Source organism: Janthinobacterium sp. GW458P, assembly GCF_002127585.1.
Taxonomy (GTDB): domain Bacteria; phylum Pseudomonadota; class Gammaproteobacteria; order Burkholderiales; family Burkholderiaceae_D; genus Janthinobacterium.
In genome coordinates, this window is the sequence record NZ_NEGZ01000028.1 from 39,694 (window position 1) to 66,551 (window position 26,858).

The 26,858-nt window shown below is 63.4% G+C and carries 21 protein-coding genes and 4 tRNA genes; 9 read left to right on the top strand and 16 right to left on the bottom strand.

The window, feature by feature from the left end; genetic code table 11:
* Positions 1-410 precede the first annotated feature (410 nt).
* Entirely contained in the window at positions 411-3,182 is a 2,772-nt protein-coding gene (locus tag CBW50_RS16550; protein WP_086146581.1) for a TonB-dependent receptor, read from the top strand.
* A 76-nt stretch (positions 3,183-3,258) separates the two neighbouring features.
* Here the strand turns inward: CBW50_RS16550 and CBW50_RS16555 are convergent, their stop codons facing one another.
* The 3 genes from CBW50_RS16555 to dinB all read right to left on the bottom strand — a co-directional run bounded on the left by CBW50_RS16555 (position 3,259) and on the right by dinB (position 6,906).
* The gene (locus CBW50_RS16555; protein WP_086146582.1) at positions 3,259-4,551 is read right to left on the bottom strand and encodes a hypothetical protein; all 1,293 of its coding nucleotides are present in this window, start codon (positions 4,549-4,551) and stop codon (positions 3,259-3,261) included.
* A 160-nt stretch (positions 4,552-4,711) separates the two neighbouring features.
* On the bottom strand, positions 4,712-5,608 hold the full coding sequence (locus tag CBW50_RS16560) for a recombination-associated protein RdgC (RefSeq protein ID WP_086146583.1): 897 nt from the start codon (positions 5,606-5,608) through the stop codon (positions 4,712-4,714).
* A 116-nt stretch (positions 5,609-5,724) separates the two neighbouring features.
* The gene (gene dinB, locus CBW50_RS16565) at positions 5,725-6,906 is read right to left on the bottom strand and encodes a DNA polymerase IV (RefSeq protein WP_086146599.1); all 1,182 of its coding nucleotides are present in this window, start codon (positions 6,904-6,906) and stop codon (positions 5,725-5,727) included.
* A gap of 168 nt (positions 6,907-7,074) precedes the next feature.
* Here dinB and CBW50_RS16570 point away from each other — a divergent pair, with 168 nt between their 5' ends.
* The 8 genes from CBW50_RS16570 (at position 7,075) to CBW50_RS16605 (ending at position 12,340) form a co-directional block, all read left to right on the top strand.
* A complete protein-coding gene (locus CBW50_RS16570) occupies positions 7,075-9,240 on the top strand; it encodes a S9 family peptidase (RefSeq protein WP_086146584.1) in 2,166 nt (721 codons plus the stop codon).
* A gap of 110 nt (positions 9,241-9,350) precedes the next feature.
* A tRNA-Val gene (locus CBW50_RS16575) sits at positions 9,351-9,426 on the top strand.
* A 54-nt stretch (positions 9,427-9,480) separates the two neighbouring features.
* Positions 9,481-9,557, top strand: a tRNA-Asp gene (locus tag CBW50_RS16580).
* A gap of 218 nt (positions 9,558-9,775) precedes the next feature.
* A tRNA-Val gene (locus CBW50_RS16585) sits at positions 9,776-9,851 on the top strand.
* 53 nt (positions 9,852-9,904) lie between these two features.
* Positions 9,905-9,981, top strand: a tRNA-Asp gene (locus CBW50_RS16590).
* Positions 9,982-10,136: 155 nt separating this feature from the next.
* Positions 10,137-11,240: a hypothetical protein gene (locus CBW50_RS16595; RefSeq protein ID WP_226936360.1), complete on the top strand. Its 1,104-nt coding sequence runs from the start codon at positions 10,137-10,139 to the stop codon at positions 11,238-11,240.
* Positions 11,231-11,857, top strand: coding sequence for an ATP-binding cassette domain-containing protein (locus CBW50_RS16600; RefSeq protein WP_086146585.1), 627 nt, complete (start codon positions 11,231-11,233; stop codon positions 11,855-11,857). Before CBW50_RS16595 ends, CBW50_RS16600 begins: the two co-directional genes overlap by 10 nt.
* A 135-nt stretch (positions 11,858-11,992) precedes the next feature.
* A complete protein-coding gene (locus CBW50_RS16605) occupies positions 11,993-12,340 on the top strand; it encodes a CzcE family metal-binding protein (protein ID WP_086146586.1) in 348 nt (115 codons plus the stop codon).
* Between the two features lie 81 nt (positions 12,341-12,421).
* Here the strand turns inward: CBW50_RS16605 and ahpF are convergent, their stop codons facing one another.
* The 13 genes from ahpF to CBW50_RS28965 all read right to left on the bottom strand — a co-directional run bounded on the left by ahpF (position 12,422) and on the right by CBW50_RS28965 (position 26,821).
* Positions 12,422-14,017 (bottom strand): alkyl hydroperoxide reductase subunit F, encoded by a 1,596-nt coding sequence (gene ahpF, locus CBW50_RS16610; protein WP_086146587.1) that lies wholly within the window; start codon positions 14,015-14,017, stop codon positions 12,422-12,424.
* A 98-nt stretch (positions 14,018-14,115) separates the two neighbouring features.
* A complete protein-coding gene (ahpC, locus tag CBW50_RS16615; RefSeq protein WP_071326099.1) occupies positions 14,116-14,679 on the bottom strand; it encodes an alkyl hydroperoxide reductase subunit C in 564 nt (187 codons plus the stop codon).
* A gap of 187 nt (positions 14,680-14,866) precedes the next feature.
* Positions 14,867-15,262 (bottom strand): DUF3597 domain-containing protein, encoded by a 396-nt coding sequence (locus CBW50_RS16620; RefSeq protein ID WP_086146588.1) that lies wholly within the window; start codon positions 15,260-15,262, stop codon positions 14,867-14,869.
* Between the two features lie 178 nt (positions 15,263-15,440).
* Positions 15,441-18,275 (bottom strand): EAL domain-containing protein, encoded by a 2,835-nt coding sequence (locus CBW50_RS16625; RefSeq protein WP_253251952.1) that lies wholly within the window; start codon positions 18,273-18,275, stop codon positions 15,441-15,443.
* Between the two features lie 146 nt (positions 18,276-18,421).
* A complete protein-coding gene (gene rbsD / locus CBW50_RS16630; RefSeq protein ID WP_035823039.1) occupies positions 18,422-18,814 on the bottom strand; it encodes a D-ribose pyranase in 393 nt (130 codons plus the stop codon).
* Positions 18,815-18,827: 13 nt separating this feature from the next.
* The gene (gene rbsK, locus CBW50_RS16635; RefSeq protein ID WP_086146590.1) at positions 18,828-19,736 is read right to left on the bottom strand and encodes a ribokinase; all 909 of its coding nucleotides are present in this window, start codon (positions 19,734-19,736) and stop codon (positions 18,828-18,830) included.
* The gene (locus CBW50_RS16640; RefSeq protein WP_086146591.1) at positions 19,733-20,782 is read right to left on the bottom strand and encodes a LacI family DNA-binding transcriptional regulator; all 1,050 of its coding nucleotides are present in this window, start codon (positions 20,780-20,782) and stop codon (positions 19,733-19,735) included. The genes rbsK and CBW50_RS16640 overlap by 4 nt, the downstream gene beginning before the upstream one ends.
* Positions 20,783-20,791: 9 nt before the next feature.
* Positions 20,792-21,763: an ABC transporter permease gene (locus tag CBW50_RS16645; protein ID WP_086146592.1), complete on the bottom strand. Its 972-nt coding sequence runs from the start codon at positions 21,761-21,763 to the stop codon at positions 20,792-20,794.
* Between the two features lie 18 nt (positions 21,764-21,781).
* Complete coding sequence (locus CBW50_RS16650; RefSeq protein ID WP_086146593.1) at positions 21,782-23,335, bottom strand: sugar ABC transporter ATP-binding protein; 1,554 nt, start codon at positions 23,333-23,335, stop codon at positions 21,782-21,784.
* Positions 23,336-23,421: 86 nt separating this feature from the next.
* The gene (locus CBW50_RS16655) at positions 23,422-24,357 is read right to left on the bottom strand and encodes a sugar ABC transporter substrate-binding protein (RefSeq protein WP_086146594.1); all 936 of its coding nucleotides are present in this window, start codon (positions 24,355-24,357) and stop codon (positions 23,422-23,424) included.
* Positions 24,358-24,589: 232 nt separating this feature from the next.
* Positions 24,590-25,471 (bottom strand): EamA family transporter, encoded by an 882-nt coding sequence (locus CBW50_RS16660; protein WP_086146595.1) that lies wholly within the window; start codon positions 25,469-25,471, stop codon positions 24,590-24,592.
* A 169-nt stretch (positions 25,472-25,640) separates the two neighbouring features.
* On the bottom strand, positions 25,641-26,735 hold the full coding sequence (locus tag CBW50_RS16665; RefSeq protein WP_086146596.1) for a zinc ribbon domain-containing protein: 1,095 nt from the start codon (positions 26,733-26,735) through the stop codon (positions 25,641-25,643).
* An 8-nt stretch (positions 26,736-26,743) separates the two neighbouring features.
* On the bottom strand, positions 26,744-26,821 hold the full coding sequence (locus CBW50_RS28965) for a zinc ribbon domain-containing protein (protein ID WP_253251954.1): 78 nt from the start codon (positions 26,819-26,821) through the stop codon (positions 26,744-26,746).
* Between the last annotated feature and the right edge of the window lie 37 nt (positions 26,822-26,858).

Consider the following 26,858-nt stretch of genomic DNA (forward strand, 5'->3'; position numbering starts at 1 on the left):
CGGAAATTCTTCAGCGCAGGGGATGAAAGAAAATTATTATTGGTAAAACATCAAATTGCCAAGATAATAATTATGTGTTGTAAAAAAACACCATTGATCATTTTTAAAAACATTGATATAGAAGAATATAAAACTGCATATTTTTCACATTCACAAATATTCTTCAGTATCTCTAAATTCCTGCCAAATCCGACACGGTGAGAGTCCAATTTTTCTTGCTGAGACGACATAATGTTCGCCTCGACAAGTTATAAGTGCATTTATAACAATATTGCGCTTAGTAGTCTTCCACCTCCCTCAGACGTGGTTCCGCCTACCGTACACGCCGCCGCAGGCCATCTACCCGATGGCCTTATCGGTGCTCGTGTACCGCTTGTCGTTATTAAAACTACTACGGAGTAATTGTTACAATGGCATTTAAAGAAAAAATCGGCGTGCGCAGCGTACGCCTGGCCCTGGCCGTCCTGGCAGGTAGCGTCTTGTTCTCCGGCCAATCCATGGCGGAAGAAGCAATTCAAAAAGTTGAAATTACCGGTTCGAGCATCAAGCGTATCGCCGTCGAAGGCGCACTGCCAGTGCAGCGCCTGTCGCAAGAAGCGATCGCCAAGTCGGGCGCCACTTCGGTTGCCGACCTGATCCAGGCCCTGCCCGCCATGCAAGGCTTTACCATCGGCGCCGTTGCTGCCGGTTCCGATTCGGGCGGCAATACCAGTGCATCGCTGCACGGCATTGGCGAAACCTACACCCTGGTGCTGTTGAACGGCCGCCGCATCGCGCCACAAGGCTCCGGCACCACGGTCAACCTGAACGCCATTCCCATGAGCGCCGTTGAGCGCGTCGAGATCCTGACCGACGGTGCTTCGGCCCTGTACGGCTCGGACGCCATCGCCGGCGTACTGAACTTCATCCTGAAGAAAAACCAGCAGGGCGCCACCCTGGAAGCGACGTACGGCGGCCCGGAAGACAAGGGCGGCAACGCCTGGAACACCAGCGTCACCTATGGTTTCGGCGACCTGGACGAAGACCGCTTCAACGTGCTGGTATCGTACCGCCACGACGAGCAGTCGAAACTGGTAGCGACCGACCGCACGTTCGCCGATACCTCGTACCTGAAATTCAACCGCGGCGGCAAGAACTACATCTGGGACCGCACCAGCACCTCGGCCTCGCCGGCAGGCGCTACTGTTGCCTACAACAACAACCCCTCCTCGACCGCCTTCACGCCATATCTGCGGCAAAACCAGGGAAATTGCCCTGACAATTCCTACGTCACGACCAGCAATAAAAACGCTTGCGGCTTCGACACCGGTTCCACCGTGGAAATCGTGCCGCAATCGAAACGCGACAGCCTGTTCTCCAAAGCAACGTACAAGCTGAATGACAGCCTGAACGCGTTTGCTGAACTGGCCTACTCGCGCTACGACCTGACGGCGCGTATCGCCGCCAACCCGATCCCCATCTCGATCGCGCAAACGGTAAAAGACCCTGTCACCAAAGTTGAGAAGCTGGTATTCAACAATCCGGCCGCCTACGCGACGTACGTACAACCGTTCCTGTCGCCAGCGCAACAGGCAGACATCCAATCGATCACGGCCAACTACCGCAGCACCGACTTTGGTTTGCGTGCCAGCCAGACCGTTACCCAAACCAAGCACATGGTGGTGGGCGTGGAAGGCGAACTGGGTGCGTGGAACTTCGAAAGTGGCCTGACCTGGTCGCAAAACTCGATCGACGAGCGCTACACGGGCGGTTACCAGAAAAACCAGGCATTCAAGGACATCCTGGCCAATCCGGAGTTCGATCCGTTCGCAGTGACGCAAAAGCCATCCGTGCAAGCGCAAATCGCTGGCGCCCAGTTCGTCGGTTCGGTGCGTACCGCCTCGACCACGATGCGCGGCGTCGACACACACGGCTCGCGTGAATTGTTCTCCTTGCCAGGCGGCAAGGCCAGCCTCGGTATCGGCGGCGACTACCGCACCTACCGCTATGAGCAGTCGCCAGGCGCCACCGGCAGCGACATCTACAGCTTCAACACCAAGGCTGCCTACGACATGAGCCGCGACACCTACGGCGCGTTCGTCGAGTTGCTGGCGCCGCTGGCCAAGTCGTTCGAAATGACCGTTGGCGGCCGTTACGATGCCGTCAAGGCGATCGACGATAAGCTGAACAACAAAACTGTCGGCAAGAAAGACAGCGCCAATACCTACAAGGTATCGGCACGCTGGCAGCCGGTACAAACCGTGCTGATCCGCGGTTCCTACGGCACGGGCTTCAAGGCGCCAAGCATGCTGGACATTGCTCAGCCACTGGTTAACGCCGGCTTTACCGCCAAGAAATTTGACTGCCCATATCCAGGCAACAAGCTCTGCCGTGGAGAAACCACGCAATACAACGCCGTCTCGGAAGGCAATCCAGAACTGCAATCGGAAAAATCGAAACAGTTCACCCTGGGCTTCCGTGTCGAGCCTAGCGCGGCCTTCTCGTTCGGCGCCGACCTGTGGGACGTGAAACTGCGCAATGCCGTGTCGGAAATCACCGAAGAGCAGGCATTTGCCGATCCGGTCAAGTACGCAACGAGCTTCTCGACCTACAAGGAGCCATCGACCGGCAATACCTACTACGCGTTCAAGAAACTGTCGGTCAACATCGGCAAGAAGGAATACCGTGGTATCGACTGGGATCTGTCGGCCAACCACAAGTTTTCCTTCGGCAAGCTGACCGCCCAGTTGAGCGGCACCCACATGTTGCACGCCAACTACACCAAAGCCGGTAGCAATAACGTGTACACCAGCAACATGAACTTCTTCGGCGACACCAACGAAGTCACGTTCCGCAACCTGATGAAGCTGACGACGACCCTCGATACTGGCCGCCTGAGCAACACCGTGACCGTCAACTACCGCAACGGCTACACCGATGCAGCCGCGACCGTGTACGACGTGGCAGCCGCAAAAGAAGTGAAGGGCTACCGCCTGCAAGTTCCGTCGTACACCACGTTCGACTGGCAAGCACGTTTCGCCTTTGACAAGCAGACCACGATCCGCGCAGGCATCAAGAACCTGTTCGACCGTGCGCCACCGCTGTCGCTGCGCGCGTCGTCGGGCCACCAGGTTGGTTTCGACCCACGCTACGCCGATCCGATGATGCGTTCGTTCTACGTCACCGGCAACTACAAGTTCTAATTTGACGCGTTGAATTAGCTTGTCTGAAAAGCGCCTTGCACTTCACCGTGCAAGGCGCTTTTTTCTTGTCGCACAGCTATTTTGTTATCTGGAGATTCAGATAGCGGTAATGGCTCTCGCCGTGAGCTTTCGATACCGTACGCAGTTGCATGGCGACGCCGAGGTCATGCAGCAAGGCACTCTCGACCACGTAGCCACTTTCCTGCGAGGTACAGACAAAGCGCGTCGCTGCGCCTTGCAGGCTGGCCGAAATCGTACTGGCCTGCAAGGTATCCTGCACTTCACACAGCGTGGTGACCTGCTCCGGCCGCTCGCCCGGCTTGGCAGGCACGTTGATCGTGGTCATATTGGCCTGAAAGCGGGTGCCCGGGGACAAACTCGCCGGCAGCGACAGCGACAGGCCGGAGGTGGCCAGATAACCGTTGCGGACATCGCCCTTCTCTGCGGCCCGCAACTGAAACAGGCCAGCAAGCTTCACGCGCTGCATGGTAAAGGCGCTGTAGTTCTCGCTCGTGACGACCAGCCCATCGCGCACGCGCCACTCTTGATCGACGACGGATGCTTCCCCGGGCTTGCCCGGCGTTGTCGACTCCCGGGAAGAAGACAGCGTCTTGAAGCGCGGCTGCCAGACGGGCGCCGCCGCCATGGCCGCTTGCGCCGCCGCCAGCACTCCGGGCGGCAGCGGTGCGCTGTCAAACGCGCCCGTGGCATTTGGCGGCGGCGGATACTCGCTCGCGTCGATGTCGGGACGGGCCTCGCGCAACAGGGCGGCGTCGACACCGCCCTGCAGCGAACAGCCGACGCGCACGACGCCGTCGAGCTCGCCGTGCGGCTCGATCAGGAACACGCGTTCAACCTTGTCGCGCCCGGCCGCCACGCCCGAGGCGGACGCAAACGCCTGCCATGGGCCACCGGGCAGGCGCACGTCGGAACGCACATAAGCGCCATCATCGGCGCGCATGCGCCGGGCATCGTGGATCAGCGGCTGCAGTTGCCGGTACACCGCATCGACCTTGCCGGCCACCAGGAAGGCCCAGCTGTAATAACGGCCCAGGCTGCCCAGGTCCGACACTTCATCGGTATAGCCGAGCAAGGTCACGCCGCCAGCGCGCACGGGCGCGGCAAACTCGATGCTGCCGGCCTGGGCCTGATTGCGGTTGGGCACCTTGATCCAGCTGGCATCGCCGCGCGTGGCCAGCGGCACGCTGCCGGCCAGGGCCGCGCCGTCCTGCTGCAAGCTGCGGAAAAAAGAGGCATCGCAAGCACTCAGCCCGCGCAGGGTGGCATCGGAAATCTGCGCCTGGGCGGCCGCCATCTGCGTGGCCCCGAGGATAAAAGCGGCGCCACAGCGCCGGACATATTTATGCATGAATTTATGTAGAAATAATCAATATCAGGATAGTAACGATATCACAGCAATATTATTTCCACATGGAAAATTTCAGCACGCCGGCGCCAGCGGCCGCCCCATGCAAAACGGCCCGCCGGGCAATGCCAGCGGGCCGTCCGTCACGCATACCTGCTTGCGCTTACGCCGTCGCTTCGCCGCCCAGGGCTTCGACCACGTCGGCCATCAGCTTGGCGAGCTCGCCCGTCATCAGCATCAGGTCGCCGTCGAAACGCTCTTCGTCGTTCTTCGTGCTCGATTCCGTTTCCTTGATCACGTCCAGCGGCTTGACGCTCTTGATGGCCAGGGACTCCGTCAGCACGAACGAGATCTTGTCGTTCCACGTCATGGCCAGGCGCGTGCACTGCTTGCCGGCCGCGATGTGGCGGCGCACGTCGTCCGCTTCCAGGGTGTGGCGCACATAGCGCACGGTGGCCTTGCTTTCGCCCGTGGCGCGCAATTCCGTGTCCATGTCGACCGTGAAGCCGGCAGGCGCGTCGTCAGCCTGCAGCCATTCCGTCATCACCGCCACGGGCGAGCGCTGCACGCGCAGGCTTTCCAGCGGCAGTTTATCCACGGCTTTCAACAGCAGCTTGATGACTTCATCGGCTTTTGCCGGGCTGGCGGCATCGATCACCAGCCAGCCATTGACAGGGTCGATCCACGTCCAGACGTTGCTGCGGATGCTGAAAGCGCGCGGCAGCAATTCGTCGGCCACGCGTTCCTTCAATTCCTTCATGGCCTTCTTGCCAGGCGCAAAGCCTTGCGCTTCTTCCATCTCGGCGGCGCGGGCCTTGGCCACCTGGTTGATGACGGTGGCCGGCAGCAATTTCTTTTCCGTGCCCAGCAAGATCAACATTTGCTTGTTGACAACATGGACCAGGCCGCCGTTCGGGCGCGGCGTATCCCAGCCCTGGCGCATCAGATCCATGCTGGTCGCCGGCGTGAATTTGTTCGAGGACAAGGCCTCTTCCAGTTGTTCTGGCGTATAGGCCCAAGGTGCGGGCAGGCGGTAAATCTGAAGATTCTTGAACCACATAGTTTTTGTCTTCCGTTTGTTTCAGTAGTGCCAGGGGAACGCCATTCTACACTTTCGACGTGAAAATGCCGTCAAAAGCGCCGTCTGGCGCGGTATGTATCTTGTAGGAAACGCCGCTACAGGGCGGGAAACAGCTCCGCCTGGGCGGGAACCTGCCGCGTCGCGACGGCCGGATCGGACAGGGTCGAGATGCGCACGCCCAGCAGGCGGATTTTCTTTTCAAATGGCACGCGCCGCAGGCAATCGCGGCTGGCCCGCAGGATGGCGGCGGCGTCCGCCGTGGCGCTGGGCAGGGTGACGTCGCGCGTGACGGTGCTGAAATCCTCGAAGCGCAGCTTGATGCCCACCGTGCGCCCCGCCAGCGATTGTTTATCGAGGTCGCCGGCCACGCGCGTGCACAGGCTTTCCAGTTTTTCCGACAGGGTGGCGCGGTCGCGCACCACCTGCAAGTCGCGCTCGAACGTCGTTTCGCGGCTGACGGACTTGGTTTCCCGGCTCGTCTGCACGGGCCGCTCGTCGATGCCCAGCGCCGCCTGGCGCAGCCAGCCCGTGTACAGGTCGCCGAACTGCGTGCGCAGCATGGCCATGTCGGCCCGCGCCAGCTCGCCGATGGTGATAATGCCCAGCGCTTCCAGCTTGGCCGTGGCCTTCGGGCCGATGCCATTGATCTTTTTTGCCGGCAAGGGCCAGACCCGCGTTTCCACATCCTCGGGCGACAAAATGGTCAGGCCGTCGGGTTTTTCCAGGTCAGAACAGATTTTTGCCAGCAATTTGTTCGGCGCCAGGCCGATCGAGCACGACAGGCCCGTCGCCTCGAACACGGCCGCCTTCAGGCGCGCCGCCATGGCCGGCGCCTGCTCGCCATGTTCCGTCAGGTCGACATAGATTTCATCGATGCCCACGTTCTGGATGACGGGACACAGATGGGCCACGGCTTGCTTGAAGCGGGCCGAATAGTCGCGGTAAGCCTCGAAATCGGCGGGCAGCAGGATGCTGTCGGGCGCCAGTTTCGCCGCCTTCATGATGCCCATGGCGGAAAACACGCCGAACGCGCGCGCCGCATAGGTCGAGGTGGTGACGACGCCGCGCCCCACGTAGTCGCGCATGCGCGCGAATTGCCGCGTGCCGTCCATCTGCAGCACGGGCTGCTGCAGGCGCCCGCCGCCGATGACGACGGCTTCGCCGCGCAATTCCGGATATTTCAGCAGTTCCACGGAGGCAAAGAAGGCATCCATGTCCAGGTGGGCTATCCAGCGGCGCGCTGCGGGTGGTTCGGCAAGTGGTGGGACAGATGGCATCAAAAACACCTCGCGGCGGGTCGGCTTGCCTGAAGCTGGCAAGATACTGTTCATGCATACAGTATTACCGGAAATGGGCGCGGATGCAAGTTGAAACGCACGCGCACCGCAGTTGCTTTTCTCAATGGCAAGATTACAATCCTGACACAACTATTCAAAGGAGCCGCCTTGTCCACCCCCCATCACGCTGCGCGCCGCCGGTCCGCCTGGTCATCCATCCTGCCGGCCCTGCTGCTGTCCACGCTGGCGTCATCCGCGCTGGCCGCCGATGCCGCCGCCACGGCTTCTGCCGCCCCCGTCGCCGCCAAAACAGCCTGGCAGGAAACGCGCCACGGCACCATCGTCACGGACGACTACCGCTGGCTGCAAAAGAAGAGCGATCCTGCCGTGATTGACTACCTGAACGCGGAAAACGCCTACACGGCGGCCGTCACGGCCCCGATCCAGCCGCTGGCCGACAAGCTGACTGCGGAAATCAAGGGCCGCATGCAGGAAGTGGACCTGTCCGTGCCCGCGCGCCAGGGCAATTTTTACTATTACACGCGCGTGGAAGCGGGCAAGCAATATCCGATACACTGCCGCCGCCCCGTGGGCGCGAAGGGCGCGTATGACGCCCAGGCGGCCGAAGAGATTTTGCTTGACCAGAATCAATTGGCCGAAGGCCACAAATTCTTTGCCGTGCGCGCCTTTAGCGTCAGCCCGAATGAACAATTGCTGGCCTACACCACGGACACGACGGGTTTCCGCCAGTACGAGCTGCACGTCAAGGATTTGAAGACGGGCAAATTGCTCACGGACAGCATGCCGCGCGTGACCTCGCTGGCCTGGGCGGCCGACAACGCCACTCTGATGCTGACGCAGGAAGACGCCACCACCAAGCGCGCGGACCGCTTGTTCCGCCTGGCGCTGGGCGGCACGCCGCAGCAGGTCTACCATGAGCCTGTGGAACAGTTCGCCATCGGCGTGAGCCGCACGCGCGACCAGCGCTACTTTGTGCTCACGGCGCGCAGCACGGACACGAGCGAAGTGCTGCTGTTGCCAACGAACAAGCCGGAAGGCCGTTTCCAGAGCGTGCTGCCACGCGAGAAGGGCCACCGCTACGGCATCGAACACCGCGACGGCCAGCTGTATATTCTGACCAACAAGGACGCGAAGAATTTCCGCATCGTCAGCGCACCGGTCACCGCCCCGCAGCCGAAGCACTGGAAGCCCGTCGTGCCGCACAACAAGGACGCCGTGATCCAGTCCATCGACGTCTTCCAGGGCTACCTGGTGGTGATGGAAAAGGCCCGCGCCCTGAACCGCGCGCGCATCTTTGATTTTGCGCAAAAGAACTGGAAAACCGTGCAGTTCGACGACCCCGTCTACCTGGCCACGGCGGCCGGCACGCCGGAGTTTTCTGCCACGCAATTTCGCATGTCCTACCAGTCGCCCGTCACGCCGCCCACCGTCATCGACGTCAGCATGAAGGATGGCCAGCGCACGGTGCTGAAACAGCAGGAAATCGTCGGCGGCTTTGACGGCAGCCGCTACACGACGCAGCGCCTGTGGGTAAAGGCGCGCGACGGCGTGCAAGTGCCGCTGTGGATCGTCTACAAGAAGGGCGTCAAGCTCGACGGTTCCGCGCCGCTGCTGCTGTACTCGTATGGTTCCTACGGCATTTCGACGGAAGCCAGTTTTGCCATCAGCCGCATCAGCCTGCTGGAGCGGGGCGTCATCTACGCGCAGGCGCACATCCGCGGCGGCACGGACATGGGCGAAGCGTGGCATGAAGACGGCATGCTGATGAAGAAAAAAAACACCTTCAATGACTTCATCGACAGCGCCGACTACCTGGTGCGCGAAAAATGGACAAGCCCGAACCGCCTGATCATCCAGGGCGGCAGCGCGGGCGGCCTGCTGATGGGCGCCGTCGTCAACATGCGCCCCGAACTGTTCCACGCCGTGCACGCGGCCGTGCCGTTTGTCGACGTGATGAACACCATGATGGACGCCAGCCTGCCGCTGACGACGGGAGAGTACCTGGAATGGGGCGACCCGAACCAGAAGGCGGCCTACGACTACATGCTCAGCTACTCGCCCTACGACAACATTGCGCGCAAGAATTACCCGGCCATGCTGGTGACGACGGGCCTCAACGACAGCCAGGTCATGTACTGGGAACCGGCGAAATACGTGGCCAAGCTGCGCGCCTACAAGACGGACAGCAATCCCTTGCTGCTGAAAACGAATATGGGCGCCGGCCACGGCGGCGCGTCGGGCCGCTATAACGCCATTGCCGAAAACGCCTTCAATATGGCGTGGATGCTGTCGCAATGGGGCATTGACAGCTAAAACGGTAAAAAGGTGGAAAAAGCCCTTGCACAAGGATTTCAGCCGTCCTATAATAGCGCCTCTTCCAGACGTGGTGACAAACGTCGGGATGGTTTTCTGAGACAAGCAACGGGTGCTTAGCTCAGTTGGTAGAGCGGCGCCCTTACAAGGCGTAGGTCGGGAGTTCGAGCCTCTCAGCACCCACCAAATCAGAAAACTGTCCAGTGCTTCATGGATCAGCAATACAGATCATACGAGCTTGGAGTGGTAGTTCAGTTGGTTAGAATACCGGCCTGTCACGTCGGGGGTCGCGGGTTCGAGTCCCGTCCGCTCCGCCAATAAAAGAAAAGCCCTTTGGTTCCCAGAACCGAAGGGCTTTTCCCATTTCAGCAGCAGAAAACACGCCAGTCCTCCCTCCTGCGAGCATTTTTGCGCTTTTCAGCAAAAAAACTGCTTTTATCCCCCAAGAACAGTTGCACAAGCGGGAAAGCGCCCCCTATAATAGTGCCTCTTCCAGACGTGGTGACAAACGTCGGGATAGTTTTCTGGGATATGCGGGTGCTTAGCTCAGTTGGTAGAGCGGCGCCCTTACAAGGCGTAGGTCGGGAGTTCGAGCCTCTCAGCACCCACCAAACAGAAAATTATCCAGTGCTTCATGGATCAGCAACACAGATCATACGAGCTTGGAGTGGTAGTTCAGTTGGTTAGAATACCGGCCTGTCACGTCGGGGGTCGCGGGTTCGAGTCCCGTCCGCTCCGCCAATAAAAGAAAAGCCCTTTGGTTCCCAGAACCGAAGGGCTTTTCCCATTCCGGGGTCAGACCGCAACACCACCAACGTCAACCCCAAAGCTGACTTGCCCGGGGGCCAGACCCCGGCTGTTAGAATCAGCGCTACCCCGACTCCGCCCCTGCCCGCATGCGCCTGCCCCGCAGTCTTCACCCCTATTCCGCCCTGCGCTTGCGCCTGGCCCATCATGCTTTGCTGCAATTTGCCGCCAGCCTGGCCAGTTCCATGGAAATCTTCTTTTTCCTGGCCGGTCCCGTCCTGCTGGGCTTGCTCAGCGTCATCGCCCTGCCCGGCTTTCTCGCCGTGACGCACGCCTGGCCCGCCGCCCTGGCCATCATCGTCACGCAAGCCGTGCTCACCTGCCTGCCCGCCTGGCTGCTGCGCAAGCGATTGTTGCCGGCGCACACCGCCGCCTGGCTGCGCCAGATGCCCTTGCCGCCGCGCCTGCGCTGGCAAGCCGATATCGCCGTGGCCGGCCTGCTGATGCTGCCGCTGGGCCTCGCCTATGCCGTCTCGGCCGGCATCTGGCTGCTGCAATCGCCGCCCTGGCTGCGCCCGATCATCGCGCCCGGCATAGCCGCCACCATCGCCGCCTGGCTGCTGGCCTGGCTGCTGACGACATGCATCGTGGCCCGGCGCCTGCGCGCGCCGCGCCCCGCACAAAGGGCGCGCACGCCCGCGATGCGCGCCTATGTGCCGCAGCACCCCCGCTGGTCTACCCTGTTCCTGTGGCGCCAGCTGTTCTGGCTGCCGTTCTGGCGCAACGAGAATGTGATCGGCCTGCAGCAAAGCGCACTGCTGGCCACGGCGGGCGCCAGCATGCTGGCCTGGCTGCTGCGCGCGCCCCTCGTGCCCGTGCCGCTGCTCGGCCTGCTGGCCAGCGCCAGCCTGGTCATCGTGACGGACCGGGGCGACAAGGCCGTGCGCGAGCAGATCGCCGTGCTGCGCCCCGCATTGACCGCCTGGCCCCTGGCCAGCGCCACCTTGCTCCGCCTGGCCTGCGCGGCCAGCCTGCTGCCGGCGTTTGCCGTGCTGCTGGGCGCGGGCGTCTTGCTGTACGCCACCGATCCCGCCGCCCTGCAGCAACGCGTGACGACGGTGTACGCGCTCACCGCCAGCGTCGCCCTGCTGGCCATCGTCGGCCTGCCCCGCCTGACGGCCCGGGGCAGGGTCGCCCTCGTCGTCCTGTCCATCCTTGCCTTGAGCGCCATCGGAAGCGAATTATGGAATTGAATGCCTGCACTCCCACCCTGCACATCGAGCACCTCGATTTTCATTTCCCCACGCACAGCGTCTTCCAGGGGTTCAAGCAGCAATTCGGCCCCGGCGTCAGCTGGCTGCGCGGCGCGAACGGCGCCGGCAAGACGACTTTGCTGAAGCTGGCGGGCGGCGCCCTGCTGCCCGCGCGCGGCGCCATCCGCCTGGACGACATCGACAGCGCTCACCAGCCGCTGGCCTACCGCGCGCGCACGTTCTATTGCGGCGGCGATGCCCCCGCCCTGCCCTGGCTGCAGGTACGCGAGTTCCTCGACCTGCATCTGGCCCTGTACCCGGGCAGCGACGAGGCCCTGCTGAACGACGAGCTGAGCGCGTTTGCCCTGTTGCCGACCTTGCAGCAAAGCATCAACGCCCTCTCGCTGGGCCAGCATAAGAAACTGCAACTGGCGCTGGCCCTGGCCTTGCCCGTGCGCCTGCTGCTGATCGACGAACCGTTCAACGGTCTCGACGCGGCCGCCATGGCCTACTTGCGCCTGCGCCTGTCCGACCCGGCCCGCCTGGCGCGCCAGTGCATCGTGCTGACCAGCCACCTGGCGCCGGACGTGCCGCTGGCGGCCACGGTGGAAATATAGACAGAAAATACAGCTTTGCAGATCGGCCAAGAACCGCTTACGATGCCGTGTTGCAAAAACCGGCGATCCCGGTGCAGCCACGACGACAACACGGCGCGCTGACCCGGCGCGCCAGGCTTATTCTTGGAGATTACTATGTTGAACACCCACCGCAGCGCCCTGGCCATCCTGTGCGCCGCCTTCACCACCTGTGCCGCCCCGGCGATCGCCGCCGGCCCCACGGGCACGGCCGCCGACTATGGCACGCCGGCCCACCACGGCGCCGCCCAGCGCAGCATCGAACTGCAGGCCGATACGCGCCACATCAACGTCACGCACGGCGAAACCGTCACCATCGCGCGCGCCGGCCAGCGTTTTACGTGGCACGTGCAGACTTTTAATAACAGGACCGTCTTTGCCCTGGCCGAGATCGCACCGAAGGACATGCCCGTCGACGGCATCGCGGTATATGTGGCCGCCAACCCCCTGTACACAGGCAGCTAAGTTTCCTGCGCGCATAAAAAAACCGGAACAGCCTTGCGGCCCTTCCGGTTTTTTTCTTGATACAGCGCAACGCTGAAATACTTACGCCGTCAGCGCTTCTTTCGCGGCGGACTCGTCGACCACTCCCTCGTCATCCGAGCGGATCAGGTGGTCAAAGGCGGACAGGGCTGCCTTGGCGCCTTCGCCGGTGGCGATGATGATCTGCTTGTACGGCACCGTGGTGACGTCGCCGGCCGCAAACACGCCGGGAATCGAAGTCTGGCCGCGGGCATCGACTTCAATTTCGCCATGGCGCGACAAGGCGACCGTGCCCTTGAGCCACTCCGTGTTCGGCACCAGGCCGATTTGCACGAAGACGCCTTCCAGCTCGACCTTCTTCGACGCGCCGCTGACCCGGTCCGTGTAGGAAAGGCCATTGACGATCTTGCCGTCGCCGTGGATCTCGGTCGTTTGCGCCGAGGTGATCACGGTCACGTTGGGCAGGCTGTGCAGCTTGCGCTGCAGCACCGCATCGGCGCGCAGTTCCGCGCCGAACTCGATCAGGGTCACGTGTTTCACGAGGCCGGCCAGGTCGATCGCCGCTTCCACGCCGGAATTCCCCCCGCCGATCACGGCCACGCGCTTGCCCTTGAACAAGGGACCGTCGCAGTGCGGGCAGTAGGCGACACCGTGGTTGCGGTATTCCTTCTCGCCCGGCACGTTGATTTCGCGCCAGCGGGCGCCGGTGGCCAGGATGACGGTCTTGGCTTTCAGCACGGCGCCATTCGCCGTTTCAATCTCGATCAACTTACCTGGCGTCAACTTGGCGGCGCGCTGCGTGTTCATGATGTCGACGTCGTATTCCTTGACGTGCTGTTCCAGCGCCACGGCGAATTTCGGACCATCGGTTTCCTTGACGGAAATAAAATTCTCGATGGCCAGGGTATCGAGCACCTGGCCGCCGAAACGCTCGGCCAGCACGCCCGTATTGATGCCCTTGCGGGCCGCATAGATGGCCGCTGCCGCGCCGGCTGGGCCGCCGCCGACGATCAGCACATCGAACACGTCTTTCTTGTTCAAAGCTGCCGCCTGGCGGGCGCCGGCGTTGGTGTCGAGCTTGGCGAGGATTTCCTCGACATTCGTGCGTCCCTGGCCAAAGTGCTGGCCATTGAGGAACATCATGGGCACGGCCATGATCTGGCGTTCTTCCACCTCTTGCGGGAACACGCCGCCATCGATGGTGGTGACCTTGATGCGCGGGTTGATCACGGCCATGGCATTCAGGGCCTGCACCACTTCCGGGCAGTTATGGCAGGAGAGCGAAATAAACGTTTCAAATTCGTAATCGCCGTCGAGGTTGCGGATCTGCTCGATCACGGCATCGTCGAACTTGATGGTGTGGCCGCCCACTTGCAGCAGCGCCAGCACCAGCGAAGTAAATTCGTGGCCCAGCGGCACACCGGCGAAACGCACGCCGATGTCGGAGCCGGTACGGTTGATGCTGAACGACGGGGTCCGTACGCCAGCGTCAAGGCGCTCGACCAGCGTGATCTTGTCGCTCAACAGGACTATCTCCTGGAGCAATTCCTTCATCTCGCGGGCTTTTGCGCTGTCATCGAGAGAAGCGACCAGCTCAAGCGGATACACCACTTTTTCCAGGTAGGATTTCAGTTGGGTTTTGAGGGTTGCGTCTAACATGATTTTTTCTTCCTTTACAAATATTTAGGCGTATGCCGGGCCGGACGCCCGGTCCGGCATCGCGGTAACTACTTGTTTGCTGCTTGCTGCTTCAAGGCTTAGATCTTGCCGACCAGGTCCAGCGATGGGGTCAGCGTTGCGGCGCCTTCCGTCCATTTTGCCGGGCACACTTCGCCTGGGTGGGAAGCCACGTACTGGGCGGCTTTAACTTTGCGCAACAGTTCTGCGGCGTCACGGCCGATGCCGTTGTCATGCACTTCCAGCACTTTGATGAAGCCGTCCGGATTGATGACGAAGGTGCCGCGCAGTGCCAGGCCTTCTTCTTCGATCATGACTTCGAAGTTGCGCGACAGGGCGCCGGTCGGGTCGCCGATCAGTGCGTATTGCACTTTCTTGATCGCGTCCGAGGTGTCGTGCCAGGCTTTGTGCGCGAAGTGGGTGTCGGTCGAGATGCCGTAGACATCGACGCCCAGCTTCTGGAATTCTGCGTGGTGGTCGGCCAGGTCTTCCAGTTCGGTTGGGCAAACGAAGGTGAAGTCGGCTGGGTAGAACACGAATACCGACCACTTGCCTTTCAGCGATGCTTCCGTCAGGTCGACGAATTTGCCGTTGTGGTATGCGGTTGCCTTGAATGGTTTAACTTGGGTATTGATGAGCGACATTTCATTTCCTCTCGTGTGGTGAATCAGTAAGACTCTAGTGTAAGGGGTTTTAACCCATATGCAAAATTGATTGTCACAATAGTTTCAATTGCTTTTAACTATCGTGACGCCATGGGAACTCCATGATAGGCAGTTCCCACGGGATTGAACAGCGACAAAAAGGGTTCCCCTTCCTGCCGCCGGGTCTTTAATTTTTCAACGCTTCCGGTACTTTGCCGCCGTTTTCCGCCAGCTTGATCATCACCTGGCGGTGCAGCCAGATATTCATGCTGGCCGAATCATTGGTGTCGCCCGTGAAATGCAGCTCCTGCGCCAGCTCCTTGCGCGCGGCCAGGCTGCTGTCGAGTTGAAGCAGTTTCATCAGGTCGACGATGGACGTGCGCCAGTTGAGTGTTTCCGCATTCTTGCTGGCCAGGTCGACCAGCACCACCTCCACGTCGACCACCGGCATGGCGGCCGGTGCAGGCGCTGCCGCCGGCGCGGCCGCCGCTGGGGCGTCGGTGGCGGCCGCTGGCGTGGCAGCGGGGGCGGCGTCGGATGAATGGTGGAAGATCTTGTTGTAGATATTGCTGAAAATGCCCATGAGGTCACCTCGAGTTGAGTGAATGGAAGAAGGTTTGCCTGCGCGCCCGGTTCACATGAGGCGAACCGGTGACAGCTGGAGCCGGGCGCAGGCGCCAGCCCGTCGAGTATAAGCCCGTTCAGGCCGGGAGCCCTGTCCCGCAGGCTTGCGTAAAATCTGGTGGCGCGGCGCGCCCGTTTCAAGGGGGCAAGAGCTGGCGTGCGCGCAGCAGCGCGTCGAACGCCTCGATGGCCAGCGGCGGCGCGAACAGCCGGCCTTGGGCGTAATCGCAGTCTATGCCCAGCAGCAACACGCGCTGCGCTTCCGTCTCCACCCCTTCGGCGATGACCCGCAAGCCCAGCTTGTGCGCCACGCCGATGATGGCCTCGCACAGGGCCAGCTCGATGGCGTCAGGCGCCAGCTTGCGGATCAGGGCGCAGTCGATCTTCAGGTAATCGACGGCGCATTGCTGCAACTGCGTCAGCGAGGCATGGCCGCTGCCGAAATCGTCGAGGGCGATCTGCATGCCCGCCGCGCGCAGGTGCTGCAGGCGCTGCGCCATGCCGCTGCCGAGCAGCACATCCTCGCGCATGTCCAGCACAACGGCCGAGGCCGGCACACCGAGGGCCGCCAGCTGGCGCAGCCACGTGCCGGGCGCGTCCGCCTCGCGCTGCAGCTCCAGCGGCGACATATTGATGCACAGCTGCAAGTCCGGCCCGATGGCGTGGCCGGCCGCGCGCCAGCGCAGCAGCTGCGCGGCCGCCACCTGCTGCACCCAGTCGCCGATGTCCGCGATCAGGCCGCTGCTTTCGGCCAGGGCAAGAAAATCGGGCGGCGCCACGAGGCCGCGCTGCGGATGGTTCCAGCGCAGCAAGGCTTCCGCCTTGACGATGCGGCCGCCCCGCAATTCGACGATGGGCTGGTAGAGCAGCTGCAGCTGCTGCTCGCGCAGGGCCGTGCGCAAGTCCGCGCCCAGGCGCATGCGGTTGACGGCAGCCACCTGCAGCGCGGGCGTGAAGTAACTGTAGCGGTTGCGTCCCGCCCCTTTCGACACATACATGGCCTGGTCCGCATGCTTGAGCAAATCCTCGATGGTGGCCGCGTCATCGGGATACAGGGTGATGCCGATCGAGGCCGAGATGAACGCCTGCTCCTGCCCCAGCACGAAGGGCGCCAGCAAGCCGTCGAGGATTTGCCGCGCGATGCGGTCCACTTGCTGCAGGTCATCAAGATCGGACAGGATCACCGTGAATTCGTCGCCGCCCAGGCGCGCCACCGTGTCCGTCTCGCGCACGCCCACGCGGATGCGCCGCGCCGCCTCGATCAGCAGGATGTCGCCCTGGTGGTGGCCCAGGGTGTCGTTGACTTCCTTGAAATGGTCGAGGTCGATGAACAGGATGGCCACGCGGCTCGCATCGCGCCGGCCCTGGGCCAGCGCCAGGCGCAGGCGCTCGTGGAACATGCGGCGGTTCGGCAATTGCGTCAGGGTATCAAAATTGGCTTGCTGCCAGATCAGCGCTTCCGACTGGCGCTTGTCCGTCACGTCTTCCAGCATGCACAGGTGGTGCGGGCCGCCATGGCGCATCGTGTCGATGGCCGTCACCGAGGCGTCGACCCAGACGATGGCGCCGTCGGGACGCACGATGCGCTTGGCATGGCGAAAGCCGCGCAGGCGCCGCGCCAGCAGCTGCGCCMCCTGCTCCTGTTCGCCCGCCACGTCGTCGGGATGGCTGATCTCCATCCAGCTCGACCGTTTCATATGCTCCAGGCTGCGCCCGGCGATGGCCAGATAGCGCGGATTGATGTCGATAAACTGCCCGCTCAGGGTATCGATCAGGGCGATGCCCATGGGCGCTTCCTCGAACATGGTGCGAAAGCGCAATTCTCCCTGGCGGATGGTTTCTTCCGTGCGGCGGCGCTCGCGCGCCAGGTTGCTGAAGTGGAAGGCGGCCGACACGGCCAGCAGGCTGCCGGCCACGCCCAGCGACAGGTACAGCCAGCCCAGGTCGCTGCCCTGCACGGGGCGATACAGGAAACCCTGGTAGGCGCTGCTGTCCGTGGCCTTGCGCGGCAGCACGCCCATGGCGGCATAGGTATCGGCGATATGCTGCCAGCGCTGGGGATTCATGTAGCCAAGCTCCACCAGCACGGGCTGCAGCAGCAACTCCATCTGCTGCGCCTCGTACAGCAGATGGGCGCTGTCGTGGCGCTGGCTGTATTTGACGCGGATCAACTGCGCCATTTCCTCGCGGTGGGCCATCGCATATTGCCAGCCGCGCAGGCTGGCCGCGCGGAACGCTTTCACGCGCTCGGGATGGCGGCGCAATTCATGCTCGCTGGTAAACAAGTTGTCGCCGTAGAAATCGATGCCGGCCGTGCGCGGCGTGAACTGGTAATAGGAAAAACCGGCCCGGTCCAGGTAGTCCGGCTCGTTGGTGGAATAGGCGGCAATCGCCTCGACCGTGCCATTGATCAAATCGTCGATCCGGTGGCTGGGCGGCAAGCGCCGCAGGCTGGCCCCGTCGACGCCCATTTTCCGCAGGAAGAGCGAGACTTCATCGGAAGCGGCCGGCACATCCGCAGGCGAACCGAGCATCACGGCAGCGCCCGCCAGCCGGTGCACGTCCGGCGCGCCGCCATGCTGGCGCATCAGCAGCACGCTGGGCGAATGCTGGAACACGACGGCCAGCACCACCAGGGGCTTGCCGGCCAGGCGGCTCAGCAAGAGGCTGCTGTTGCCCACGCCATACTCGGCCTGGCCCGCCAGCACGGCCGCCTCGCTGCGCTTGCCGTCGCCGCCCTCGCGCAGCTGGACGTCCAGGCCCGCCTCGCGGTAATAGCCCTGCTCGATGGCCGCGTAATAGCCGGCAAACTGGAACTGATGGGTAAAGCTCAGTTGCAGGACGACGCGCTCCAGCGCTGGCGCGGGCGCGGCATGGAGCAGCAAGACGAAAAGGCACAGCCAGCCGAACACCCGCCAGCCGGCGCGCGGCGGCCAGGGAAGTCGGAAAGCGCGGGCTGCTTCCATCGGCATGGCAGGAAACCATCGAAGCCTGCCGAGCTGGCAGGGGTCAGGTTATTGTAGCGACTATTCCAGCCGCACCTTTTGCCGATGAATAATTATTTCATTGAGGACAATAACGTTGCGGTTTTTGGTAAACAATCTGGCAGTTGTTTGCGCTAGAACACGACGCCGGCCACCAAAATGATGTTGGCATACGGACTGCACTCACCCGTGCGCACGATGGCGCGCGCGCCCTTGCTCAATTGCTTGAATTCTTCATGCGTCACCTGGCGCGCATCGGGCAAGGCCAGCGCCGCCACCTGCGCCGCCATGGCCGGATTGTGCTGCGGCAATTCGCTGGCGAGCAAATGGTATTCCACCTGCATTTCGCTCAATACCGTGTTGACGGTATCGATGAAGCCGGGTATGCCGCGCGTCAGGGCCAGGTCGATCAGGGGCACGCCCGGCTGCGACGGCAAGCCCGCATCGCCGATGACGAGCATGTCGCCATGGCCGAGCGAGGCGATCAGTTGCGACAGCGCAATATTGAGCAGCGGTGATTTTTTCATGGGCGTGGTGTCGTTAGAACAGCTCGTGCAAGTGGGGAATCGAGGTTTGCGCGCCGGGCTTGGTGACGCTCCATGCGGCCGCGCGCTGGCCTTGCTGGATGGATTCGGCCTCGTCCATGCCGGAAGCCAGGCCCGCTACAAAACCGCCGATGAAGGTGTCACCGGCGGCCGTCGTGTCGACCGCTTGCACCGCTTCGGCCGGAAACGTGTAATCGCCGCCATACAGGGCCGCATGCACGCCCTTGGAACCCAAGGTGATGATGACGTTGTCGCTGCCCAGCTTTTGCAGCGCGGCCGCCAGCGCCTTGGCATCGGCGCCTTCCGGGCTGACGCCGGCCAGCATGGCCGCCTCGATTTCGTTGGGAATCAGATAGTCGACCAGTTCCAGCACGCCTTGCGGCAGGCTGGCGGCCGGGGCCGGGTTCAGCACCACGGTCTTGCCCAGCGAGCGGGCCAGTTGAATGGCGTGCACGACGGTGGCCATCGGCGTTTCCAGCTGCAGCACGACGATGTCGGCCTGTTCGATCAGCTCTTTCGCCGCGTCAATGTGCGCGGGGCTCAACAGATCGTTGGCGCCGCCGGCGATCACGATGCTGTTCTGGCCGTTGTCGTCGACGAGGATGGAAGCGATGCCGGACGCCACGCCCGGCAAGGTGCTGATATGGCTGTCGATGATGCCGTCGCCCACGAGGGCCGCGCGCAGGGTCGCGCCGAACGCGTCGTCGCCCACGCAGCCGACCATGGCCACTTGCTGGGCGCCCGCCACTTTGCCGCTCAGGCGCGCGCAGGCCACGGCCTGGTTGGCGCCCTTGCCGCCAGGAATGGTACGAAACGCGCCGCCCGTCAGGGTTTCGCCGGGGAGGGGCATGCGCGGCACGCGCAAGACCAGGTCCATATTGATGCTGCCGATAACCACGATCATGATGTCATTCCCATCAGTTCAGTTGCAGGAGAAGTAAAAGGTACAGGCGCGGCGGCCACGCTGGAGCCGCGCACGTGCAATTCGGGCGCGATGCTGCGCTGCTGGCGCGGCAAGGCGGGGTCGGCGATGCGCGCCAGCAGGCAGGCGGCCGTGATGCGGCCCAGCTCGCGCGTGTTCTGCGCCACGCTACTCAGGGCGGGATGCACGAAGCTGGCCAGGTCGATATCGTCAAAGCCGACGACGGCCAGGTCCGCGGGCACGGCAATGCCCCGCTCGGCGGCGGCGCGCAGGGCGCCAAACGCCATCAAGTCATTGCAGCAGAACAAGGCGTCGGGGCGCTGGCCTTGCGGCAGCGCCAGCAAGTCCAGCGCGGCCGCATAGCCGCCCGCGCTCGTGAAATCGGCATGACGGCACAGGGTGTCGGCCAGGGCCACGCCCGCGTCCGCCATGGCGCTGCGCGCGCCGGCGATGCGCTCGTTGGAAATGCTCACTTCGCTGGGACCGGCGATGCAGGCGAGGCGCCGGCGTCCCAGTCCCAGCAGATGGCGCGCGGCCAGGGCGCCGCCTGCGCGGTTGTCGACGGCCACCGCATCGATGGCCAGGTCGCTGGGCGCGCGGTCGAGCAGCACGGCCGGCACCTTCATCTTGCGCAGCAGTTCGCCATCGCTGTCGGCCAGCGCGGACAGAATCAGGCCGTCGCAGCGCTTGGTCAGCAGCACGTTCAGGTAATCGCGCTGCTTGACGGGGTCGTCATCGGAATTGCACAAAATCACGCTGTAGCCGGCCGCGTAGCAGCTGTCCTCGATGCCGCGCGCCACTTCCGAGAAATACGGGTTCGTATTATTCGGAATGATCAGGCCGATGGTGCCCGTGCTGCGGCTGCGCAAGGAACGTGCCAGCGCGCTGGGCACGTAATGCAGTTGCTCCGCCGCCGCCAGCACGGCGCGGCGCGCCTCATCGCTGACGGGGCGGGTATTGTTGAGGACGTGCGACACGGTGGTAAACGATACCCCCGCCGCCTGCGCCACTTGCTTGATGGTTGCCATGGGCCAGTATTATGAACGCTCGCCGCGGCGGCGGTAAGTGTCGAGCACGACGGCGGCGACGATCACCAGGCCCGTGACGATGCGTTTCACGGGTTCGGACACGCCCACCTGCGCCAGGCCCGCTTCCAGCACGGAAATGATCAACACGCCGATAAACGTGCTGATGACGGAACCGCGTCCGCCCATCAGGCTTGTGCCGCCGATCACGACGGCGGCGATCACCTGCAATTCCATGCCCACGCCGCCGTTCGGGTCGGCCGCTTCCAGGCGCGACACCTGGAACAGCGCGCCCACGCCGGCCAGAAAGCCCATCAGGGCAAACACCAGCACTTTCGACGGTTTCGTATTGATGCCGGACAAACGCACGGCTTCTTCATTCGTGCCGATGCCGATCCAGTGGCGTCCCAGCACCGTGCGCGTGAGCACCAGGTGGCCGATGACAACGATGGCGATCGAGGCGATGAAGGCGGGCGACAGGCCAAACGCAATGGGCGAGCTGATGCCGTCGACGGCGCTGCCGATGTATTCCGTGCGCGAGTTCGTCACTTGATACGCCAGGCCGCGCGCCATTTCCAGCACGCCCAAGGACACGATGAAGGAGGGAATGCGCCAGCCGACGGAAATGAGGCCCGTGGTCGCGCCGCACAGGGCGGCGACGAACATGCCCAGCAGGGCCGCGCTCCACACGGGCCAGCCCCAGTGCACGACGGCCAGCGACAGCACGGAAGCGGCCAGCGCCATCACGGAACCGACGGACAAATCGATGCCGCCGATGATCAGCACAAACGTCATGCCGACGGCCATCACGACCAAAGTCGGGATGTTGTTCGACAGGGTGCTGAGGGTAGCCAAAGTAAAAAAGTTTTCGCTGGCAAACGAAAACAGCACGCACATGGCCAGCAAGGCGCCGATCAGGCCCGCATAGTTTTTCAGGTCGGCCAGGCTGCGCTGCAGATACGAAGGAGAGGAGTTGGAGGTCATGGGAATCTTTCCGGCGGATCAGGCCGCAGCTGGAGTGGAGTTGGGGGTCAAATAGCCGGAGAAGGCGGCCGACAGCAGCGCGTCCTGGCTCCAGGCGCCCCGTTCGAAGGTGTCGACGATGCTGCCGGCGCTCATGACGGCGATGCGGTCGCAGATCAGCATCAGTTCGCGCAAGTCGCTGGAAACAATGACGAGGCCCTTGCCCTGGCGCGCCTGCTCGGCCAGCACCTGATAAATATCAAACTTGGCGCCGATATCGATGCCGCGCGTGGGCTCGTCGAACAGCATCACGGGGCAGTCGCGGTACAGCCAGCGGGCGATCACCACCTTTTGCTGGTTGCCGCCGGACAGCTCGGCCACCGTTTGCGCGCTGTTGCGCGAGCGGATGCCCAGGCGCTGAATATAGTCGTCGGCCACCGTCGCTTCGGCCGCGTCGTTGAGCCAGCCGGCGCCACTGACCGTGTCGAGCGAAGCGAGGGTCGTGTTGACGGCGATGGACTGGCGCAACAACAAGCCTTGGCCCTTGCGGTCTTCCGTGATCATGGCAATGCCCGCCTGCACTGCCGCCTGCGGCGAGTGCAAGGCGGCGGGCGTTGCGCTGGCGCCGAGGAACACGTCGCCGGCGTCGGCGCGGTCGGCGCCGAAGATCAAACGCAGCAATTCCGTGCGGCCCGAGCCGATCAGGCCGGCGATGCCGAGGATTTCGCCGGCGCGCAAGTCGAACGAAGTCGGGTTGACGACCTTGCCGCGCGCCAGTCCCCGCACGCGCAGCAGCGGCGCGCCCAGGGTGCGCCCGCTCAGGTCGACGGCATCGTCGGCCGAGCGGCCCACCATCAGGCTGACCAGGTCGGCGGCGGAATGGCCGGCGATGTCGTCGTCGCAGACGAGCTGGCCGTCGCGCAGCACGGCGATACGGTCGGCCACGCGCTTGAGCTCTTCCAGGCGGTGGGAAATATAGATGATGCACACGCCGTCGGCCTTCAGGCGCTCGATCTGCAGGAACAGCAGTTCCACTTCGCGGTGCGTCAGCATGGCCGTCGGCTCATCCAACACCAGCAGGCGGCAGGCGCCGATCAGGTTGCGCGCGATTTCGATCATTTGCTGGTGGCCGATGCCCAGTTCGCCGACTAAAGTCCACGGGTCCAGGCCGCCCAGGCCCACTTTTTCCATCTGTTCGCGCGCGTCGCGCTCGAGGCGGGTGCGGTCGATGAAGCCGAAACGCTGCGGCAGGTTTTTCAGGTACAGGTTTTCCGCGATCGACAGCGTGGGAATCAGATTCAATTCCTGCATCACCATGCGGATGCCCAGCGCCTCGGCGGCGCCGCGCGAAGCAGGCTGGTAGGGCTTACCATCGAGCAGCATCGTGCCCGTGGTGGCTTGCTCCAGGCCGCAGATGATCTTCGACAGGGTGCTTTTACCGGCACCGTTCTCTCCCGTCAGCGCCAGCACCTGGCCAGGGGCAAAGCGCAGGCCCACGCCGCCCAGCACGGGGCCGACGTAGGACTTGCCGATGTTGTCCAGGGTCAATAGAGGAATGGCGGCTGAGGGCGCCGGGGGGATGTCGGTGGGCATGATAAAACTCCGCGGAAAAAGACGGCGGGGCCGGCGCCGCAGCCTCAGGCAGAGACGCGGACGCTGGCCCCGGCGGGATCAGACGATCAGGACTTGGCGCCCTTGGCGACCAGTTCGACCTTGGTTTCGATGACGCCACCGAGATCGGCCTGTTTCTTCTTCTGCGCCAACGCTTTCAGCACGGTGTCGATGCCGAACACGGCTTGCTGCGAACCGAACTGGTCGGCGGTAGCCAGCACGCGGCCGTCGGCCAGCATCGGCTTGATGGCGTTGATGTTGTCGTAGCCGACGACGAGCACTTTGCCCGTCTTGCCGGCCGCCTTGATGGCGGACACGGCGCCGATAGCCATGTTGTCGTTACCGCACAGCAAAGCCTTGATATTCGGGTTGGCGTTCAGCATGGCGGCCGCCACCGTATTGGCAGGGGCGATTTCCCACTGGCCCGACTGTACGCTGACCACTTTCGCACCGGCCGCGCTCATGGCGTCCTGGAAGCCCAGGGTGCGCTGCTGCGCGTTGTAGGTGGTCGACACGCCCTCGATGATGCCGACGGGGTCGCCCTTCTTGATCTGCTTGGCCAGGAAGTCGCCGACGACCTTGGCGCCCTTGCGGTTGTCCGGTCCGACGAAGGGCACGGTGATGCCCTTCTCTTTCAACGCGCCATCGTCGAGCTTGTTGTCGATATTGACGACGATGATGCCCGCGTCGATGGCTTTCTTCAGCACCGGCACCAGCGCTTTCGAGTCGGCCGGGGCGATCACCAGCGCGTTGACGCGCGAGACGATCATTTGCTCGACCAGCTTGATCTGGCTGGCCGTATCCGTTTCATCCTTGATGCCGTTCGACAGCAGGTCGTACTTGGCGGCATTGGCCTTCTGATGCGCCTTGGCGCCATTTTCCATGGTCAGGAAAAATTCGTTGGCGAGCGACTTCATCACCAGTGCGACCTTCGGCTTTGCTGGCGTCTGCGCCATCGCCGGCACGGCGGGCAAGGCACACACGAGGACAGCGGCGGCAATCATTTTCAGGCGAATACGGGATGTCATGAGCGTCTCCAGAGTGGTTGGTCAAGCACGTTTACTGCATGCTTTTGTGGAAATTCGTTGCGCGCAAACGTTTGCGCGCAACGAATAGTGCCTCAATGCCACATATCAGTGCAAGCAAAACTGTATGTGCAGTGCAGCAAAAAGGGCGCGTCCAGAGGGAAGCAGGCAGGCAGATGCGATCGGCCTGCCGAGGGAAAATGCGCGGAAATCAGGACGTTGTTGCGGGACGGGCGCTGGCCCACTGCACGGCCAGCACGCTGGCCAGCACCAGCAGCAGGCCCAGCATCGACCAGCCCGTCATGGCCTGGCCCAGCAAGGCCCAGCCCAGCACGACGGCCATCAGGGGACTGAGCAGTCCCAGCGAGGAGACGGCCACGGGCGACAGCCGGGCGATGCCGCGGAACCACAGCGCATATGCAAGCAGGGCGCCGGCCAGGCACAGGTAGGCGTAGGCCAGCACTTGCTGCATGGATAACGCCGGCAGCGGGGCGTCGGCCAGCCAGGCGACGGGCGCCAGCATCAGGCCGCCCAGCAGCAATTGCCAGCCCGTCAGCGCCAGCACGGGCAAGTCCGGCTTCCAGCGCCGCGTCAGGTAGGTGCCGGCCGCCATGCAGGCCGTGCCGCCCAGCGCGGCGGCAATGCCAACGGGTTCCCACACCGTGCGCGGCGACAGCAATAGAACGCCCATGCCGGCCACGCCCAGTACGCTGGCCAGCAAGGCCACGCGTGCCGGGCGGCGCCCGTCCACGCCCCATGCCAGGCCCATCACCAGGAGCGGCTGGATGGCGCCCACCACGGCCGCCAGGCCCCCAGGCAAGCGATAGGCGGCCACGAACAGCAGAGCCTGGAACACGCCGATATTGAGCGCGGACAGGATCAGCACGCGGCCCCAGTCGCGCCGCGCGGGCAGGCGCCGCATGAGCAGCAGCAACAGCAGGCCGGCCGGCAGCACGCGGATCAGGGCCGCCGTGTAGGGCCGGTCGGGCGGCAGCAGTTCGGACGTGACGATATACGTGGAACCCCAGATCAGGGGCGCCAGCGCCGTGAGCAGAATGTCGCCCCAGGCGGGGCGGGCAGCGGAGGCAGGCATCAACTATCTCGACGTTAAGATAAAAGTCCAGTGTGGGCGCGAACTATCTTGATGTCAAGATAAATTGACGGACGCGCCGCTGCCTGCCCGCGGGCGGGCGTAAAAAAGCCCGGCATGGCCGGGCTTCTGGAATGATGCCAGGCGGCAAGCTGCGCCGCCTGCCGGATGCTTAATCGCGCACGCGCTGCAGCACCGCGAGCGGCATGCCGCCGACGGTGAGCGTGGCCGTGTTGTTGCTGTTGCTCAGGCTGATCTGCATGGCCATGCCGCCCCCCTCTTCCGAGACGATCGTCACGACATTGTCTTCGGTGGCAAACGTGGCCTTGCTTGCGTTGCCGTTCTCGATAATGCTGTCGCTTGTAAATTCCAGGATGTCGCCCTTCGAACCCTTCCATTTGCCCACCAGCGGGTGGCCGCCAAAGCTGAACACGCTTTTCAGTTTGTCCAGCATGCCCGCGCCCTGCACGGCCGGCGCTTTGCCCAGCACACCGGTCATGGCCGCCTGGCTCATCTGCGCTTCATCGATGACTTGCCAGCGCTTGTCGACCAGCGCCATCGGCAGCCGTACTTCCAGGTCGCCGTCCGGCAAGCGTTGCAGGATCAATGCGCGGTCCGGCGATTTGGCGAACCACGCCGCCTCATCGGTCAGCGTCAGCGTGGCCTTGGCCATCGCCACCTGCTGTACGCCCAGGTCGCGCACCTGATCGTAGCCGCTGACCTTGGCCACTTTCACGCCCTTGGCCACGCATAGCTTGTCGCCGCGCAAGGCCGCCTTGCCCGGCGCGGCCAGCGCGTAGACAAATTGCGATTGCGCAACCCAACCACCGCTGCTTTGCTCGACAGGGGCGGCGTACAGTCCGCCACGCACGAGGATATCGAGCCATTGCCGGGTCGAGCTGTCGTACGAGGCCACGCGAATCTCCTCCTTCTGGTACGGCAAGTTGGTGAGGCACAGCAACTTGTCGCGCGCCGCCTCGTCGGCCGCCAGATGGGCGTCGATGGCGCGGCTGAAACTTCCGGCCGAGGCCGCCTCGGGCGCCAGCAGCCACGCCAGGGCGCCGCCGGCCACGATGACCGCCGCCAGCACGCCGCCGGCGATGATGACGTGGCGCCGCTTCACGCCGGACAACGCCGGCGCCGCGGCCGGTGCAGATGCCGGTACAGGTGCGGGCGCAGGCGCCACGTTCACGGCCTTGCCGCACTCATCGCAAAAGCGCGCGTCGGGCGCGTGGGCGGTGCCGCACTGTTTACAGAATTGCGCCATGGTCAGCCTTATTTGAGTTTATGCGCGCATTCGCCGCAGAACACGTCGTCGGACGCGACCGGTGCCTTGCAGCTGGGGCAGTGCAGGCTGTCAGCCGGCGCCGCGGCTGGCGCCGCGGCTGGC